The 15,805-nt window shown below is 59.6% G+C and carries 20 protein-coding genes and 1 pseudogene; 11 read left to right on the top strand and 10 right to left on the bottom strand.

Features of this window, described 5'->3' with window-relative positions:
• Positions 1-401: 401 nt before the first annotated feature.
• From terL to UNPA324_RS31850, 6 genes are all read right to left on the bottom strand, one after another.
• On the bottom strand, positions 402-1,844 hold the full coding sequence (gene terL / locus UNPA324_RS31830; RefSeq protein WP_141937951.1) for a phage terminase large subunit: 1,443 nt from the start codon (positions 1,842-1,844) through the stop codon (positions 402-404).
• A complete protein-coding gene (locus UNPA324_RS31835) occupies positions 1,841-2,254 on the bottom strand; it encodes a DUF5681 domain-containing protein (RefSeq protein ID WP_141937954.1) in 414 nt (137 codons plus the stop codon). The genes terL and UNPA324_RS31835 overlap by 4 nt, the downstream gene beginning before the upstream one ends.
• Complete coding sequence (locus tag UNPA324_RS31840; RefSeq protein ID WP_246667265.1) at positions 2,247-3,524, bottom strand: site-specific DNA-methyltransferase; 1,278 nt, start codon at positions 3,522-3,524, stop codon at positions 2,247-2,249. The genes UNPA324_RS31835 and UNPA324_RS31840 overlap by 8 nt, the downstream gene beginning before the upstream one ends.
• A 444-nt stretch (positions 3,525-3,968) precedes the next feature.
• Positions 3,969-4,100: a hypothetical protein gene (locus tag UNPA324_RS36015; RefSeq protein ID WP_283810285.1), complete on the bottom strand. Its 132-nt coding sequence runs from the start codon at positions 4,098-4,100 to the stop codon at positions 3,969-3,971.
• 69 nt (positions 4,101-4,169) lie between these two features.
• Complete coding sequence (locus UNPA324_RS31845; RefSeq protein WP_128916486.1) at positions 4,170-4,367, bottom strand: hypothetical protein; 198 nt, start codon at positions 4,365-4,367, stop codon at positions 4,170-4,172.
• Between the two features lie 196 nt (positions 4,368-4,563).
• Entirely contained in the window at positions 4,564-4,893 is a 330-nt protein-coding gene (locus tag UNPA324_RS31850; RefSeq protein ID WP_141937958.1) for a cold-shock protein, read from the bottom strand.
• A 154-nt stretch (positions 4,894-5,047) separates the two neighbouring features.
• Here UNPA324_RS31850 and UNPA324_RS31855 point away from each other — a divergent pair, with 154 nt between their 5' ends.
• Positions 5,048-6,034 carry a sensor histidine kinase gene (locus tag UNPA324_RS31855; RefSeq protein WP_141937960.1) on the top strand — a complete coding sequence of 329 codons (987 nt, stop codon included), beginning with the start codon at positions 5,048-5,050 and terminating at the stop codon, positions 6,032-6,034.
• A 17-nt stretch (positions 6,035-6,051) separates the two neighbouring features.
• Positions 6,052-6,417: a response regulator gene (locus UNPA324_RS31860; RefSeq protein ID WP_245471925.1), complete on the top strand. Its 366-nt coding sequence runs from the start codon at positions 6,052-6,054 to the stop codon at positions 6,415-6,417.
• A 127-nt stretch (positions 6,418-6,544) separates the two neighbouring features.
• Here UNPA324_RS31860 and UNPA324_RS35865 read toward each other — a convergent pair whose 3' ends face one another.
• On the bottom strand, positions 6,545-6,886 hold the full coding sequence (locus UNPA324_RS35865; protein ID WP_245471926.1) for a hypothetical protein: 342 nt from the start codon (positions 6,884-6,886) through the stop codon (positions 6,545-6,547).
• Positions 6,887-7,321: 435 nt separating this feature from the next.
• On the opposite strand from UNPA324_RS35865, the gene UNPA324_RS31870 reads away from it, so the two are divergent.
• Positions 7,322-7,618, top strand: a complete 297-nt coding sequence (locus UNPA324_RS31870) for a hypothetical protein (protein ID WP_128916489.1) — start codon at positions 7,322-7,324, stop codon at positions 7,616-7,618.
• Between the two features lie 124 nt (positions 7,619-7,742).
• Complete coding sequence (locus UNPA324_RS31875) at positions 7,743-8,021, top strand: DUF1488 family protein (RefSeq protein ID WP_128916490.1); 279 nt, start codon at positions 7,743-7,745, stop codon at positions 8,019-8,021.
• On the opposite strand, the gene rpsU is transcribed toward UNPA324_RS31875, so the two are convergent.
• Positions 8,011-8,292, bottom strand: a complete 282-nt coding sequence (rpsU, locus tag UNPA324_RS31880; RefSeq protein WP_128917145.1) for a 30S ribosomal protein S21 — start codon at positions 8,290-8,292, stop codon at positions 8,011-8,013. The two genes, UNPA324_RS31875 and rpsU, sit on opposite strands and share 11 nt — an antisense overlap.
• A gap of 431 nt (positions 8,293-8,723) precedes the next feature.
• On the opposite strand from rpsU, the gene UNPA324_RS31885 reads away from it, so the two are divergent.
• From UNPA324_RS31885 to UNPA324_RS31915, 6 genes and pseudogenes are all read left to right on the top strand, one after another.
• The gene (locus tag UNPA324_RS31885) at positions 8,724-8,933 is read left to right on the top strand and encodes a cold-shock protein (RefSeq protein ID WP_128917146.1); all 210 of its coding nucleotides are present in this window, start codon (positions 8,724-8,726) and stop codon (positions 8,931-8,933) included.
• 98 nt (positions 8,934-9,031) lie between these two features.
• Positions 9,032-9,274: a transcriptional regulator gene (locus tag UNPA324_RS31890; RefSeq protein ID WP_128916491.1), complete on the top strand. Its 243-nt coding sequence runs from the start codon at positions 9,032-9,034 to the stop codon at positions 9,272-9,274.
• A 69-nt stretch (positions 9,275-9,343) separates the two neighbouring features.
• Entirely contained in the window at positions 9,344-9,559 is a 216-nt protein-coding gene (locus tag UNPA324_RS35870) for a hypothetical protein (protein WP_128916492.1), read from the top strand.
• Between the two features lie 449 nt (positions 9,560-10,008).
• Entirely contained in the window at positions 10,009-10,347 is a 339-nt protein-coding gene (locus UNPA324_RS31905) for a hypothetical protein (RefSeq protein WP_128916494.1), read from the top strand.
• A 115-nt stretch (positions 10,348-10,462) separates the two neighbouring features.
• Positions 10,463-11,223: pseudogene (locus UNPA324_RS31910) on the top strand (IS5 family transposase).
• Positions 11,224-11,567: 344 nt separating this feature from the next.
• Positions 11,568-11,804: a hypothetical protein gene (locus UNPA324_RS31915; protein WP_141937964.1), complete on the top strand. Its 237-nt coding sequence runs from the start codon at positions 11,568-11,570 to the stop codon at positions 11,802-11,804.
• Between the two features lie 162 nt (positions 11,805-11,966).
• Here the strand turns inward: UNPA324_RS31915 and UNPA324_RS31920 are convergent, their stop codons facing one another.
• Positions 11,967-12,905 (bottom strand): class I SAM-dependent methyltransferase, encoded by a 939-nt coding sequence (locus UNPA324_RS31920; protein WP_141937966.1) that lies wholly within the window; start codon positions 12,903-12,905, stop codon positions 11,967-11,969.
• 294 nt (positions 12,906-13,199) lie between these two features.
• On the opposite strand from UNPA324_RS31920, the gene UNPA324_RS31925 reads away from it, so the two are divergent.
• A complete protein-coding gene (locus UNPA324_RS31925; protein WP_245471576.1) occupies positions 13,200-14,627 on the top strand; it encodes an alpha/beta fold hydrolase in 1,428 nt (475 codons plus the stop codon).
• Positions 14,628-15,084: 457 nt separating this feature from the next.
• Here the strand turns inward: UNPA324_RS31925 and UNPA324_RS31930 are convergent.
• Positions 15,085-15,805 (bottom strand): ABC transporter substrate-binding protein (locus tag UNPA324_RS31930; RefSeq protein WP_210246772.1); only part of this gene is annotated, 721 nt, incomplete at its 5' end.

The following is a 15,805-nucleotide window of genomic DNA, read 5'->3' on the forward strand; positions in this document are numbered from 1 at the left end:
TTGGCTGCAAGCGTGCTCACCGGTATCTCCTTGGGTTTGGCAATGAGCGGCCCGCGGGCCGCACCGCCGAAAGCCCCGCACCTGCGAGGTGAGATACCGGTATCGCCAAGACTCCGGTCGACTTAGTAACGCTCCATTTCCCCGCGAATGCCAGTCCATTCTGCAGCAACATTCTTGCTCTTTTGTACCTGGTGTCTCAGCGCTTCTCACCGCCCCTCAGGCAGGCGGCAATTGCGAGGAGCGATGTGCTCCACAGCCAAAGCCGGCCGTCCTTTGGACTGCGCACGTCAGCGAACGAGCATCCACCGGTCCGCTCTCGCTTCCTATTCTATTGGAGCGTCGTATACCGCGGCGCTGCCTGATTGCTCGGCGACGTGTCAGTCTGGATGCCGAGTGCCGGCTCATTCCATGTATGAGCCATCGTAGCCACGCGTCAGTTTCACCGAGATAACTCCAAGAGGGCAGTCGTCAAACATATAGCGCGTGCTCGCCCATTTTAGGAATTGTGAGGTGCTATCGACTTGGTCGTCGTGCCGGCCTTGCGGGAAGGCGAGCAATTCCAGCAGGTAGGCGTCCAGCCATGGCGCATCGGCCGGCAGGTGAACCTGCCCGGCTTCGATCTTGAACGATTGTGCGGCCATGCGGTCGACCTTGCTGCCTTCCGGCTTAATGCCGATCGGGCGCGGCAGTCCGTCGGGCATCTCGCGCTGCAGATCCTGTAACATCGCCATGCCTGGCCCGGCGTTCTCGATGATCACGGTCGCAGCATGATGTCGCTTTGCCAGTCCGATCAGTATTCGCCTGAGCTCGGGATATTGGTGGCGGCCCCGGTACACGTCGATCAGGTAATAGTCCTTGTGGACCATGCGCCAGGTGGTGCAGACCGAATAATCATTGCCGCTTCCCGTCATCATGGCGATGTCCCAGCTCTGCACGACGTTGCTAGATGCGTCAGTGGTCGGCAGCTGGGCATAGCGACGAAACCATTCTCGCTTGATCAAATTGCCTTCGAGCGGAATCGGCTGTTGCTGGTATTGCGCCGAGAATTGCAGGCTGCCGGTTTCGGCTTTGATCTGCTCCAGAATCGGTTTGTCTTCCCGCGCCGCGTGCAGCACCTCGCCGGCGCGCCGGGTGTGATGCTTGCCGCGGCCGATCGGAATTTGAACATCTTCGGTTGCGACCGCCGGGAGGTTGAGATGACGCCATCCGCCGGCCTGCAGCAGGTGCCCGGCAAGGTCATCCTCGTGTAGGCGCTGCATCACGACGACGATGGCACCCCTGTCCTTGTCATTGAGGCGGGACACCAGCGTGCCGCCAAACCAATTGATGACGCGCTTGCGCGCGAGCTCCGACATTGCGTCCTCGGCTTTGAGCGGATCATCGATGATGATGAGGTCGGCACCCCGACCGGTTAGGGTCCCACCGACCGAGGTGGCGTAACGTCCTCCTCCGGCGGTGGTCACCAATTCGCTGCCGGTATCCCTCGCGGTGCGCATTGCCGGGAACAGGTTGCGGTACCAGGCGGACTCGACCACCATGCGAAATTGCCGGTGCAGCTCAGCCGCCAGTTCGTTGGAATAGCTAACGACGATGATGCGCCGGCCGGGATTGCGACCGAGCAGCCAAGCCACATAGGCGACAGACACCGAGAGGGATTTCAGCGAGCGCGGCGGTTGGTTGATCAACAGGCGGCGGCAATCGCCGGATTCGATCTGCAGCAGCTGAAAGGCAATGGCGTCCACATGCCAGTTCGGAAGATAGGGGCCTCCTGGGAAGACAGTGCAAAACGCTTTGTGAATGAAGTAGCGCAAATGCTGCCTGAGGACCGCCGCAAGTACACTCATGTATCGTCTTCGTCCCTGATTTTATCCTGGGAAGCGCTGGCCTCGGCGAGAAGCTCTTGCCGAAACTGCTCGAGGATGGCCTGGTCGTCGGCGCTCAGCGTTTTGGATGTGATCTCGGCGTTCTTGGCGAAGTGGGCCTCGGCCAGGGATAGGTATTTGTCCATCGCGCGATCGCTACCGTTCAGCGCCTTGTTGGCAAGGCGGAGCAATACACCTTCCTGCGTGCTGACCTTGCGTGATTTGCCGCCCTCAGTCACGCTGACTGGCGCTTCCAAGACGCGTTTGAGGTCACTTGCGAAATTTAACCTGCCTCGCGGACGTCCCTTGGGGTTGCCGGATTGCCCCGGCTTGAATCGGCTGTGAAGTGGAGGCTTGCCATAGCCAACCGGATTACCGTCTTTCTTAGTCACGCGTGCTCTCCGATGTTGCGCGATCACGTTGCTCGAACGTAGCGCCGGTCGCGGTGTGAACTGCGCTTCTGCCTGTCACATGCTGCCAGCGGCGAATGGTGATATCCACGTAGCGGGGGTCGATCTCGCTCAGCCGTGCGCGGCGTCGGGTCCGCTCCGCGGCGATGACGGTGGTTCCGGCGCCGCCGAACGGATCGAGGATGATGTCGTGCTCGTTCGAGCAATCGCGGATCGCATCGGCGATCAGCGCGACCGGCTTGACCGTAGGATGCAGCGACAGCTTGCTCTTGGCGGAATTGGCCCAGGTGTTCTGGCTGGCATAGTCCCAGACGTTCGCACGGTTTCTGCCATGCTTGCCGAGTTGAACATTGTTGATGTGGGGCGCCTGGCCGTTCTTGAAGACAAACACCAGCTCATGCTTTGACCGGTAAAGCGACCCCATTCCGGCGTTGGCCTTGTTCCAGACGCAAAGATTGATCATCTCGGAATAGATCGGCTCGGCGGCGGCGAGCAGGGGTTTTATGCCGCGCCAATCCATGCACAGAAAATGCAGCGCCCCCGGATGCGTGAAGGCGGCAAGATGCGCCAGCGCCTTGGCCAGGAACGCCTCGAATTCGGCCGCGGACAGCTCGCCCGACGCCATCGCAAACTCGGGATGCGTGATCTTACCGCGGCCGGAGACGTGGCCGTTGATCGGGACGTTGTACGGCGGATCGGCAAAAACCATGTGCGCCAGCTCGCCCTGTAGAAGGCACTGATAGGTCTCGGAATCAGTTGCATCGGCACAGACGATCCGGTGCTCACCCAGATTCCAGAGATCGCCCGGTTGGGTGACAGGCGGCGGCGCCATGAGCCGCGGCAGTTCATCCTCATCGCCCTCGGGAGTTGCCAATAGGCAATCGATTTGGCCCATAGCAAAGCCGGTGATTTGCAGATCGAGCTCTGGATCGAGCTGGCTCAGCTCCACCAGCTCGAGCCGCAAAACCTGATCGTCCCAGTTGCTGTCCTCGGTCAGGCGGTTCAGCGCCAGTCTGAGGCTGCGCAGCTGTGCATCGGTGAGATCGCGCAGCTGGACTACCGGGACCTCGCCCAGACCGAGTTGATCTGCCGCTCGGACGAGGGCCGCTCCGGCGACGATGCGGCAGTCACGATCGGCGATGACCGGCACCACGAAGCCGAACTCTTGCAGGCTTGCCGCGAGTTTCTTGATCTGGCCCTTGGGATGGCGCCGCGTTTCATGTCCGAGCTGCTTGAGCTGGCCAATCGGCACGAGCCGTGGCGTTAGGTCATGGCGAAGTGGACAACCATTGCTTCGGATGTCGCGAGTGTGCAAACCAGCCTCCCTCTCGAGGAAATCTAGATCGAGTTTGTCGGGAGTTTATGAGTCGCGCAAATCGGTAGGTTTACAGAATCTGAATCGCGTCGTGCCGTGTAAACGAATTGATAAGATTCTCATCCAGAGATCGGCGAAGCGCTGCGTATCCACGGCGGTCGAGGACTGCTTTCAAGTCGAGCGTCACGCTAGATGGATGTTGTTTGGTAACAAGAACGATTGATTAAGGGCGTAGCTTTCGCGAGTGGTCGGAGGATATGCTCGAACGCGGTTCATTGAGCGGTTGGGGTCAACACGATCGCTCGCATGCCGGGATACAGGCGAATGTTCGGCAGGTCCGCCGGTCCGCAACGTTCGCCCGATCCATCTCCTGACAGCGCGTCAGACCAGATAGTCGTGGTAGCTGATAAGCGTTCCCGTGTTCTTGTCTGCTTCCGTCTGGAAGCCGGCGGCATCGTACTGGCCCAACAGGATATCATCCCCGTTAAATCCGTGCACCAGCCCGCTGCGCATTCAATTCCCACGTCATCGCGAACAAGCGTGCCATTGTGCGTATCGAAGTAGTAGCGCGCCATAATGACCTTACTTCGGTGGCGGTAGTTCAGGGGGAGTGGCCCAATCGTCTAGGTGAGCCGCTGTATCGGCCTGACTGGCTTTGCGCAGCATGTTGTTGCGCTCGATGCCCAGCGGAAGCTTTTCGGCTTCGTCGCGCGCGTCTTCTGCGAATGCGGCAAGGCGGTCTTGGAATGATTGTGGTTGCTCGAAACGGCGTCGCTTCATCGTGGCGCTGCTCCCTGCTTGAGTAGGCGGGAGCGCAACCGGCGTTCTCATCACCGATAGGAGCCCGGGGTAGCGGGGTGATGCAGGAGCAATGTGCGAGAGAAAGGTCGGTTCCTAATTAAACGCCGAGCGCGCTTTCCCGGTCGGAGAACGCCGGCCATGCGAAATTGGCAATCGATCTTACCGCGGAACCGGATTATTCCTCGCCCTGCAAGGTCTCTCGCGCGCATCGGCCTTTAATGCCCCCGAGTCTCGCCGATGGCACACTCGACGTTTTTTGCTTAATTGGCACTGGTTCGCCCGCGAGCGCGGTGCTGGTGTCTACCGAGAGCACTTCGACCACCCGCCGCCGGTCGGCTTGGGTTTCCACTCGGACAGGGATGGTCGTCCCTGCAGGGATGGTCACATAGCCAGCAGCTTTCAAAACCGAAACACGGAGAAAGGCATCGCCGACACCCCCCTCCAGTTCAACGAAGCCAAATTTCTTGTCCAGCTTGAGCCAAGACACTCGACCCGAAGCGATCATCTGAAATTTCAGTCCCGCGGAAACTTGGACGGCAGAAGGAGGGTTTAGTGGGCGGCATTATTAGCATCTGGCACCGATAAAGCAGCTCAATCTGGTTTGCGGGGGACCATGCCCCATATTATCCTAGGGGAACTCTGCTGAGGTAGGCCGAAAGATGAACCTGGAAGATCTGTACCGGCTGCTGCGTAGCGAGCATGTCCAGGCGCAAGGGATCGTCGACACCCTGGAGGAGCCTCTCCTCGTGCTGGACCAGACGGGTTGTGTCCTTACCGCTAATCGCGGGTTTTACGAGACTTTCAGGGTGAGCCGCGATTACACGGTTGGGCGTAGCCTGTTCGGCCTTGGCGACGGTCAATGGGACATCCCCGACCTCAGGCGCCTCGTGGGCGAGATCATTCCCAAGTCCGCCGCGGTCGTCGGTTACGAAGTCGAGACGGAGTTCCCAACCATCGGCCGGCGCACGATGCTCGTAAGTGCGCATCGCCTGGTTCACCCTGACAATAACAGCACGAGCATTCTGATCCTGTTTGAGGACGTGACCGACCGGCGCCGCAGCGAGGCGCAAAAGGACATTCTCCTCGCCGAAACGCGCCATCGTATGAAGAACCTTCTTGGGATCGTGCGCTCCCTGGCCTCTCAGACCGATGTCGAAGGCCGGTCAGCCAAGGAGTACCGGGACGCGTTTTTGGGGCGGTTCCAAGCAGTGGCTGAAGCCGAGAAGCTCGCGCTGGCCAGCAGCGATCAAGCCGATCTGAGCACGCTCGTCGAGCAGGCATTGCAGCCAGCGGGAGCCGAGCGATACCGCATCGTTCCCGGGCCGCCGGTCCCTCTCAAGCAGCCGCAGGTTCTCCCGATCAGCCTTATCCTGCATGAACTGGTCACCAATGCCTGGAAGTATGGAGCGTTCTCCAAGACCGGCGGCCTCGTGCATCTCACCTGGGACATTGTGAAGAAGGACGGCAAGCCCGTGCTTCAAATCGATTGGCGAGAAGAAAACGGCCCGCCCGTGACGCCGCCTATTCGCACCGGCTTCGGCTCCAAGCTCATTGACCTCAGCGCCGTGCAGGGCTTACGCGGCACGGCGGAACTGAAGTATGAGCCGACGGGTTTAAGAGCCCATATCACCGCGCCTGTGGACTAGCGCAACGGGGAGACCCTGTGCACGAGGCTCCCCGAATATTGGTAGTCGAAGATGAGTACCTCATCGCAATGGAGCTTGAGGCCACGCTACGAACCGCCGGCTATCGGGTGATCGGCCCGGCCCCGGACGTAAGCGCAGCTCTGGAGCTGCTCAAGGCAGAGCGGCCTGACGCCGCCATCCTCGACGTCAACCTTGATGGACAATGGGTCACTCCGGTCGCGGAAGTCCTCCGGGCATCTTTTGTGCCGTTCATTTTGACCAGCGGCTACGTGGCCGCCGACCTGCAGGCCGAGCCAGCCCTGCGGGATGTAGTCAACGTCGGAAAAACCTGGCGGTCCGAATTTCTTCTCAAGGTCCTGGGCGACGCGCTAAAGGGTGAATGAGCCCGTTCACTCTGGGCACCGCTTTGCAGTCATTGTTGGGCCACAACGGGCAACATTGAAGCCGTCGACTGGAGTGCCGATTCGGGCGCCTCGAGCTGTCGCATTGCCTGCTCGCCGTTGGCTCTTGCTATTTCTTCTTCGCGGGTCCGAAATCGGGCTGCCAGGCGACTTCCCTGCGGCTGGGCGCCGCGGCGATGACCTTGGCTTTTTCTTTCTTCGGCTTCTTGGCTTCCCGATTACTGCGTTGCTGGCCCTTCGCCATGTCGCTCTCCTTTGGCTTGAGTTCATCGAATTCATCCGACTGCAACAACCGCCCACGCGGGGTGCAAATCCTGACGTCCATGTAGCCTTCGCGCAGCAGCTTCCGCGCAAGGCGCAGCGCGACCGCTGCAGTGCCGCGGCCGAGATTGGAGCTACCGTATTCGTTGGTCCCGCTGACGAGATACGGAACGCGTGTTGCTCTAGCCATTGAGAACGGCGGCTCCGCACACGAAAGGCGAAAGAAGCAGCGAAACGATGCCCGGCGGCACGCCCCAGGCACGAAAGAGCGACATCAAACGCTCCTGCGAAGCTTATAGCGAGAGCACGCGCGCTCCTCAGTCACCGGTAGATGCCATGGGAGGTGCGGCGATATCAGCAAGCTTACGCCTACGTTACGCGAATGGCGAGCGCTAAAGCGCCTCGTTGCCATTACCGCTAGCCGGCACGGTGAGGATAGCGCTGGTCATTGCCGCGCCAAGGGCGCATGGTCGTCCCGGCCAGCATCGGTCGGGCTTCACTTGCGAAGGGCAAGCTTGCATGACTATCCGCTCGCGGCGAATCCATCACCTTTGGGCATTCTTTCGCATCCGCGGCATCAAATGGCTTGTATCCGCAGGGCCCAATAGGGAACCGGGTGTCGCCAGTGACTGACCACACTGTAGACCTCGACAAGCATCGCGGCATGGCCGCGCAGAAAGCGACCGATTTGCGCCGAGCGCTGGCCGAGGTCGAGAACAATGCGCGCGAGCTGCGTGAGCGCGAGGCCGATCTGGAGAACCGCCTGCTGACGGTGGCGGCCGCGTCATGGCCGGAGGCCGCGGCCAAAGCGCGCTATCTGCTCAACCTCTATGCTGCAAGCCTGCCCGCAGAGGACACGCGCCACCGTGCGCTGGTGGCAGCGTTGTTCGACGATTTCGTCCGATTGGCGGGGGAGGACTGAAGCGAAGAGAGCCGCCTGCATTCTCGACCCGTGCCATGCCCAGAGGGAGCGGGAGGCGGACGCCGGTCACGGCGACGACTTAAGCGCGCGATCATGCCGAAGCGATCACCGTAAGGAGTAAGACATGACATTGACCAGCGGGCGCTTTATCGGCCACGAGTACGACCGGATGATTGTCCGGTTCTCGATGCATGACGGCGCCAGGGAGATTCCTTGCGCCATTTCAACCTCTGCGATGGACGACCTCGAGGGCGGCCCGCAAGTTAAACCCGACCAGCGGGAAGCGCAGTTCATCCGTCTGCGGGACCGTATCGAAGCATGTGCGGCAAGCAAGTATCGCGCGACGGAGTTCGAAGGCACGCCGCCGGGAATCGTGCTGCGAGGCATTGATTTCAGGCCATAGGGACTCGAGCTTTGACCTCCGGCAAGGGCGGCTTGCGCTCGAAAGGCTTCTTTTTCGGCGGCGCGGGCAGCAGTCCTTCTCTGATTGCCTGCTTGCGAGCGAGCTTGCGGGCTCGTCGAATAGCCTCGGATTTCTCGCGGGTCTTTCTCTCCGACGGCTTCTCGTAGGAGCGCCTCTGCTTCATTTCCCGGAAGACGCCCTCGCGTTGCATCTTCTTCTTGAGAACACGGAGTGCCTGCTCAACATTGTTGTCTCTGACAAGAACCTGCAATTCATCCTCTTCGCTTGGGGCTGCAAATGCGACACGTCCTGCAAGCAGCCAATTGCGCAGGAGCTTCATTACGATTGTTGAGGTTCGTGACGGCGACACCGTCGCCAACTTCGGACAAGCCGATCTGCTTGTCACAGCGATGCAAGTCGGTGCCGTCCACGTGATCACTCCCGTGCGGACAAGTCAATCGATATGGTCTTGCCCCAGATCCGCCTGGAGTCCTTTGATCGGAGCACTGGAGATGCTTGGCCGAAAGAAGTCGGCTTCGGTTCTTGCAAAATGTTGAAGGTGATGTATATTGAGTATGTTCGATCAGCCGCTGTGCCTTGTTGAATGCGCCCGCGGGCTCCTTTTCCAAAGACATCGACGAAGTTGAAGGTTATCGCGTGATTGTCATGCGGTATGCGCTCGCGTGCGCTTTGGAGAAGAAAATGACGACAGGTACTGTTAAGTGGTTCAATGGCCAGAAGGGGTTCGGCTTCATTCAGCCGGACGACGGCAGCAAAGATGTATTTGTGCACATCAGCGCCGTCGAACGAGCTGGTCTTGCGGGGCTTGCGGAGGGCCAAAAGGTCAACTTCGAGGCCAAGACAGACAAGATGCGAGGCAAAGTCAGCGCTGAGAACCTCTCGTTGGCTTGATATCGTCGGCGCCGTTTCACGGATGTACTGAAACGGACCCTCTGCCCGCTCGATCCTCGGATTGAGCGGGTTTCTTCCGTTGTAGAGCCCGGTGAGCGATGAGCGAGAAGAAGCCGACAGAGCCGTCACCCCAAGGCATTGCGCGTTCCGATCGCAAGCGCCTCGCCGCTGAAGAAGGAGCACGGGCATTGGCAGATGCCGAAAGGCAGGCCATTGAAGTTCGCAAGAACATGGCACGGCTTCGAGAAGTTCGTGAGGCCAAGGAAGCAGCCGATGCAGTCCTTAAAGCAGCTTTGCCCGCGCCCATGCGTAAGAAGCGCTCGACGAAGCCGCGGATTTAGCGACCTAGCAACCAAGGCTAACGCCGAACGAAATTTGGAAGGCCGATCACATGCCAAAGAGAGCGGGTTGTGCGTAGAACCAGGTCGGAGAGCGGCGGGACGATCACTTTCTTGCTCGCGCATGGCGCAAATCGACAACTGTGCCGGTTAGCGACGACATTCAGCACGCAGAAGCAGGCCTTCAGCTATTTGCAGAAGCATCGAACTGAGTTCGAGCGTATGGCGCGGGCGCGTCTTGCTTCAGGCGAACTCGAAAACGGGATTGTCGTGCTTTCGATGCTCTAGTTGTCAGACCGGACCAGGTTTGCATGAGCGGAGCGCTTGTCGCGATCTCAGTTCCGCGCTTGAACTCGTTCGCAGACGAATGTTGCTTTCAAGATAGATCGCGTTCGTTTCGACCTCGATTGCCAAGCTATCGAGTTGCGCAGAAGTTTCGAGCTCTTTGGCAAGGTCGGCAATAGACAGCACCGCTTCCCAATGTCGGCCGCCCGCTGATAGTCAATCCAAACCTTCGTTGTCTATGGTGAACGAGTCCCCAGCGCAGACATCAAGATAGAAATGCGACACCTAAGGCGCCCTGTCCGGCTGCCTTCGTCGCTCCGCTTCCCTGGCCAACCGTTCAGCTTTCAGCCGGTCCCGATTTGCATGGAAAGCCTGTTCTGCTTGTTCGTACTCGCTCGTCACTTTCTTCACGGTCTCCTTCAACAGACTATTCGCCTCATTGGCTGCATCCGATGGGGAATGCTGTCTCATCGCTTCTCCTCCTTGTTTCTGGTGGTCTGCAGTCGTCCGATACTAGCGGCTTCTTCGTGCTCGGCTTATTGTTGGCTCGGCTTGATGCGCTTGGGGCGATCAATTCGCACGCGGTCGAACTCCTTAGGCCCGTCGAGCAGATCACGCTTGCGGTTTGCCCGATCGTCCGCCGTGGTCGTTGTGTCGCCTATGCGGTCGATCGTATCGCCAGCCATTTTGCGTGCGCGCTGCTTCTGGCGATCCTGACCGCCGTGCGACGTAAGTCCCAGCCGCACAGGCGACTTATCGCCTCGGACAAGCTAAGCTTGTCGTCCTGCTGAGCGCATTAAAGGACTGCTTTCGGGCAAATAGCATCCCAAACTTTCCCCTTTGACGCGCCAGGTTGAGCTGGCCCTCCAATCCATGATTCAAAGTCCCAAACTAGGGGCTCGAATCATGCGCTACGAACTCACCGACAATGAGTGGTCTGCCATCAAGCCGATGCTGCCGAATAAGCCGCGCGGCGTGCCACGAGTGAATGACCGTCGCGTGCTCAATGGCATCTTCTGGATCTTGCGCTCTGGCGCGCCATGGCGCGATCTGCCGGACAACTTCGGCCCGTACACCACCTGCTACAATCGCTTCGTTCGATGGCGACGGGCGGGTGTGTGGACCAAGCTTATGCGCGCACTGGCCGGCGCCCATGATGCCGCCGTGCAAATGATCGACACGTCTATTGTTCGTGTGCATCAGCATGGGGCTTGCATCACACGCAACCGGCGGCAGTCAATGGGGCGCTCGCGAGGTGGATTGACCAGCAAGATGCTGTGGTCGATAGCAATGGTCTGCCGGTGCGACTGGCGTTGAGCCCGGGCGAGGCCCACGACGTCCGATTTGCTAGAAAGCTGCTGTCTCGTCTGAAATCCGGATCAATGCTGCTTGCCGACCATGGCTATGATGCCGACTGGATCAGAGAGCTTGCCATGAAAAGAGGCGCGTGGGCCAATATCCCGCCGAAAAGCAGTCGCAGCGAGCCGATCTGCTTCAGCCCATATCTTTACCGCGCTCGCAACCAGGCCGAGCGGTTCTTCAACAGGATCAAACAATGTCGTCGGGTGGCGACTCGCTACGACAGGCTCGCCGCCAACTACCTCGCCTTCGTCCAACTCGCATCTATCCGGCTATGGCTGGCCGCGTGTTATGAGTGCGCGCCCTAGTTCGGCGCAACATTCGGGTCTGTATGCTTGCGAACATTCATACGCCTTTGGGAACGGTATTCTTATAGATCATCAGGCCAGAACCGGACAGGGATGGCCTCGCCCTGGGAACCCGTTCGCCAAATGCCACCGGCCGCCGTTGCAGCCCCCGCAAACGCCGACCTGCGGCCGGCCCGGGAGTTGATCGCGCAGGCGACCGCCAGGCATGCCAGGATGACTAAGCGACGAATTTCCAGTTCGCAAAGAACCAATGTCCTGGTTGGGCAGTTGACTCCGGCGCCATTCGAACAGGCAAGGTGATTGTTCGGGGCGCGGATGAGGTTAGGAGCTGGGGCCAACACACCATGAAGGACCTCCGGCGACGATTGGAGAAGGTCCGCGCTGAGGCCAGAGACTTTGCGCTGATGAGTCAGCAGGCGCCGGACCTCGAAAAGCGCGCGCTGTTCAAGCGCTTGGCGGATGAACTCGCCATCGAAGCTCTCGAGCTTGAGCTCATCGTGAAACAAAATGAGCCGTTGAACCCGTGCGACCAGCATGAGGTCGTGGAGTTTAAGGCTCCCTCTCAGAAGCAGCGCGGCTGACGCCGAAAAAGCTTAAGCCGAGGACGACCTCTATCGCGCTGCGGCACAACAGCTTCGTGAACATGGCTTCATTACGAGGTCCGCTTATTGCGGCAGACCGGACCAGATTTGCTCAACCGGGGTTGTTCGCATTTTGACCCGAGAGCGATATCAGTGCCACGCTCACCGAAGTCCGCTGATGCGCTGTCCCTTAACAACGCGCGCCAGGGCTATGTGCAAGCTGGCAGGCGGTTGCCCGAGCGTGGTGTTTGCTCCCTGGTAGCGATCCCACATTGCCTTTCCGTCCAGATTTTCAACCAGCTCAAGCCCAACAGAAGCGAGATCGTTGATAATTTCATTGGGATTGAAGCCCGAAATCCAGGGTTCGCCGATTGCCGCCACCACTTTGGCATTCTCGTTGTGGGGGGACTGCGATCTGTCAGAGGCGAACTCGCTTTGATCGACGTAGGTGAATACGAGCTCGCTTCCCTGAGCGCCGCAAGTCGCTACCGCACGCAGGGTTGCCAGATTGGCCTTCCGCGTCAGGTACACCGTAACGCCAAGCCAAGAGAAGAATGCTGCTTCGTCCATTCGGAACGCCGTGCGAGCCAAAACCGTTGCTAGATCCTCCTTCGCGAGGTCGGCAGCGATGAAATGTACGGACGGCGAAAGTGAGATACCGTATTCCTTGATACGTTGAGCCTTCATCGCTTGCGTCGCCGGATGGTCTATTTCGAAGATTCTCAGGGCGTCGGAAAACGGGGGGCGACGAAGCGCGAAGCTATCGAATCCGGCACCAATCAGGACATACTGACGTATTCCCCTGATTGTCGCCTCCCTCAGCGCATCCTCCGCGTACCGGGAGCGGATTACTACTCCCGGGAAGGCGGCGTTGGTCAGTAGAAACTCGTCCAAGACGGAATCTGCTGCCCGCATTGCGCGGACACGCGCGTTCGACTCCATGCGAGCCAAAATCCGCTGGATCATTCTTTCGCGCTCGACTTCGGGAACGAGTCGATCGCCCCAGGGATCATCGAGCAGAGGAGACGGGTCGGACCGCGAATGCAGCGCTCGCATAAGCGATGTCACCAACGCGGTACGGCTGGGCAATGACTCCACCATTGATCGTCCCTCCAGCAGGGCTTGCCCGCCGCTGCGGGCCTTAGTTGCACGGCAGGATTGCCGGCGGTTTGTGACTTCGGACGAGAGACTAACTTGAAAATAGAATTCTGGAGTTCTGTTTTTGGCCCGTGCCCAGGGGCTCAGCCTTCGTTGCGTCGGTTGGCAAGGAAAACCGGATCCGACCGACCAACGTCATGCTCGACGTAATCAACCCCGAAGCCGATACGCCCAGGCGGCGGCTAACGGGAGGTTTTTGCTGGCGCCATTCCACTGCATATGATTTGCTTGAGCGAGGTGACGGAGGACACTTTCGTGGTGCACGCTCGCGTCGAGCGCCGGCTGGCGGCGATCCTGGCGGCTGACGTAGCCGGCTATTCACGGCTTATGGGCGACGACGAGGAAGGCACTCTTGCCGGATTAAAGGCGCACCGGCGGGAGCTGGTCGATCACAAGCTCAAGTCCCATCGCGGGCGTCTTATCAAAACGACCGGTGATGGAATGCTCGTGGAGTTTTCGAGCGCCGTCGAAGCGGTGAAGTGTGCAGTCGAAGTTCAGCGCGGGATGGTCACCAGGAATGCGAGCATCCCTCCCGATCGGCGTATTGAATTCCGCGTGGGCATTAATGTCGGGGACATCATCGAAGATGAGGGCGATATCTTCGGAGACGGCGTCAACGTCGCCGCGCGGCTCGAAGGCATGGCGGTGCGGGGCGGCATCTGCATTTCCCGGCAGGTCCTTGATCAGATCGATGGTAAGCTGAAGCTCCCCTTTCGCGAGCTGGGCCGGCAGAACCTCAAGAACATCGCCCGACCGATCGAAGTCTATGCCATCGATCTGGACAAGAACGGATCGCCCGCAGCGCGTGTCCTGTCGGCCGCTAATCTCAAACAGGACATCCGTTATTGCAGGGCCACGGACGGCGTGCGGTTGGCCTATGCGACGGTCGGAAGTGGACCAGGCTTATTGAAATCGGCGCATTGGCTTGGCCACCTTGAGTATGACTGGGACCTTCCACTCTACCGTGATTTTCTGCTCGGACTTGCCTCGTCATTCACCCTCGTCCGGTACGATGCTCGCGGTAACGGCCTCTCGGACTGGGACGTCGGCGAGCTCTCGCTTGACGCCTGGGTCAAGGACATGGAAAGCGTGGCCGACGCGGCCGGCCTCGACAGGTTTCCGCTTCTCGGGTTCTCGCAGGGTTGCGCCGTTTCGATTGCGTTTGCGGTCCGGCATCCGGAGCGCGTGTCGCACCTGATCCTGTATGGCGGGTTTGCTGTCGGCGCCAACAAAAATCCCAATCTTTCGGCCGCCGACCGGGAGCGGTTTGCGGCAATGAAAACACTGATGAAGCTGGGCTGGGGCGCGGATGAGCCAACCTTCCGGCAGCTCTTTACATCCTCGATGTTACCAACCGCCACAAAAGAGCAGGTCGACGCCTTCAATGAACTCCAGCGTCTCAGCGCCTCGGCGGAGTCTGCGGTACGTTACCTCGAAACAGTAGCTAATTTCGACGTCCGACCCCTTCTCAAGCAAATTAAGGCCCCCACGCTCGTGATGCATGTTCGAGACGACCGCAGGGTTCCAATCTCTTCGGGCCGAGATATGGCCGCAGAAATTCCGGGCGCCAGATTCGTCTCGCTGCCTGGTCAAAATCATATGCTGCTATCGCAGGATCCTGGCGCACCTATTTTCCAGGAGGAAGTGCGCAATTTTCTACTCTAGCTTCTTCGTGCGGCCGCATGCGTGCTGCTTGACGCTCACTGGCGGCACGGGAATGTCGCCCTTTGGCCCACACCGGCGAAATCCGGCTCTCGTCCGTATGTCGGACCTGACCACGCGCCGGCAAGATCGCCGCTTGTGACCCATCTGCGACATGAGTTAGATCGAAATCCCGCAGCGCGGTAGTCTCCTGCCGCAATAAGGTGTGCTATCCTTTCGGCCGCAAGAACAGAGGGACCGGGCAATGAACCGGCTGCTCGGCGGCCGGGCCGCTCGTAGCGCGCGCGCAGCGAGGCGGGAAAGTCTATCGTATCGGGATTCTGGAGCCAATACCGGCGGCACGGAACGCCGCCAATCTTGAGGCCCTGCGCAAAGGTCTGCGCGATTTCGGTTACTTCGAAGGACGAAATTTGATCATCGAGTATCGGTCGGCCGACGGTCGGACCGAGCGGTTTCCAGGTCACGACGGGCTGGATGGTCTGACAGAGTCGTTCCCATCGCCGTGCGAGTCACCAGCACTATCGGCGTCGGATTGGCTGATCGCGAGGATCACCGTCCCGGCCACCCATTCAACGATCTTTTGTTGATACATTTGGGTGAGACCGTCTGCCCCAACGACGAGGCCGTCAATGCGCTGTCGGACCACCAGTTCGAATGCGCGGCTCAGGTCACTCTCGCTCCGCACGTCAAGAAGCTCAGCCTCGAGACCCAGCGAGCGCGCCGCTGCCTTTGTCTCTTCCCATTCGGCTGGGACAGCTAGATTGCCCATGTTGTGAAGCAACGCAACTCGTGTGAGACTCGGAACCAGCTCTTTGAGGACCTCAACCCGTTTCGCTGTCAGCTCGGTGCTGAAGGTAATCACCCCCGTCATGTTGCCTGCCGGCCGCGCGAAGCTCGCTACGATCGCACCGGGACCGCCCATTGTCATCATGACCACTGGAATCGTTCCGGTCGCTTTTTGGACCGCCGTGGTGGCAGGGGTGCCTCTCGTCAGGATCAGGTCGACGTTGAGGCCAACTAATTCGGATGCGAGATCTGGAAACCGCTCGGCCCGACCGTCGGCCGACCGATACTCGATGATCAAATTTCGTCCTTCGAAGAAACCGAAATCGCGCAGACCTTTGCGCAGGGCCTCAAGATTGGCGGCGTTCCGTGCCGCCGGTATTGGCTCCAGAATCCCG

It is taken from the genome of Bradyrhizobium sp. UNPA324 (genome assembly GCF_006658635.1).
GTDB lineage: Bacteria > Pseudomonadota > Alphaproteobacteria > Rhizobiales > Xanthobacteraceae > Bradyrhizobium > Bradyrhizobium nanningense.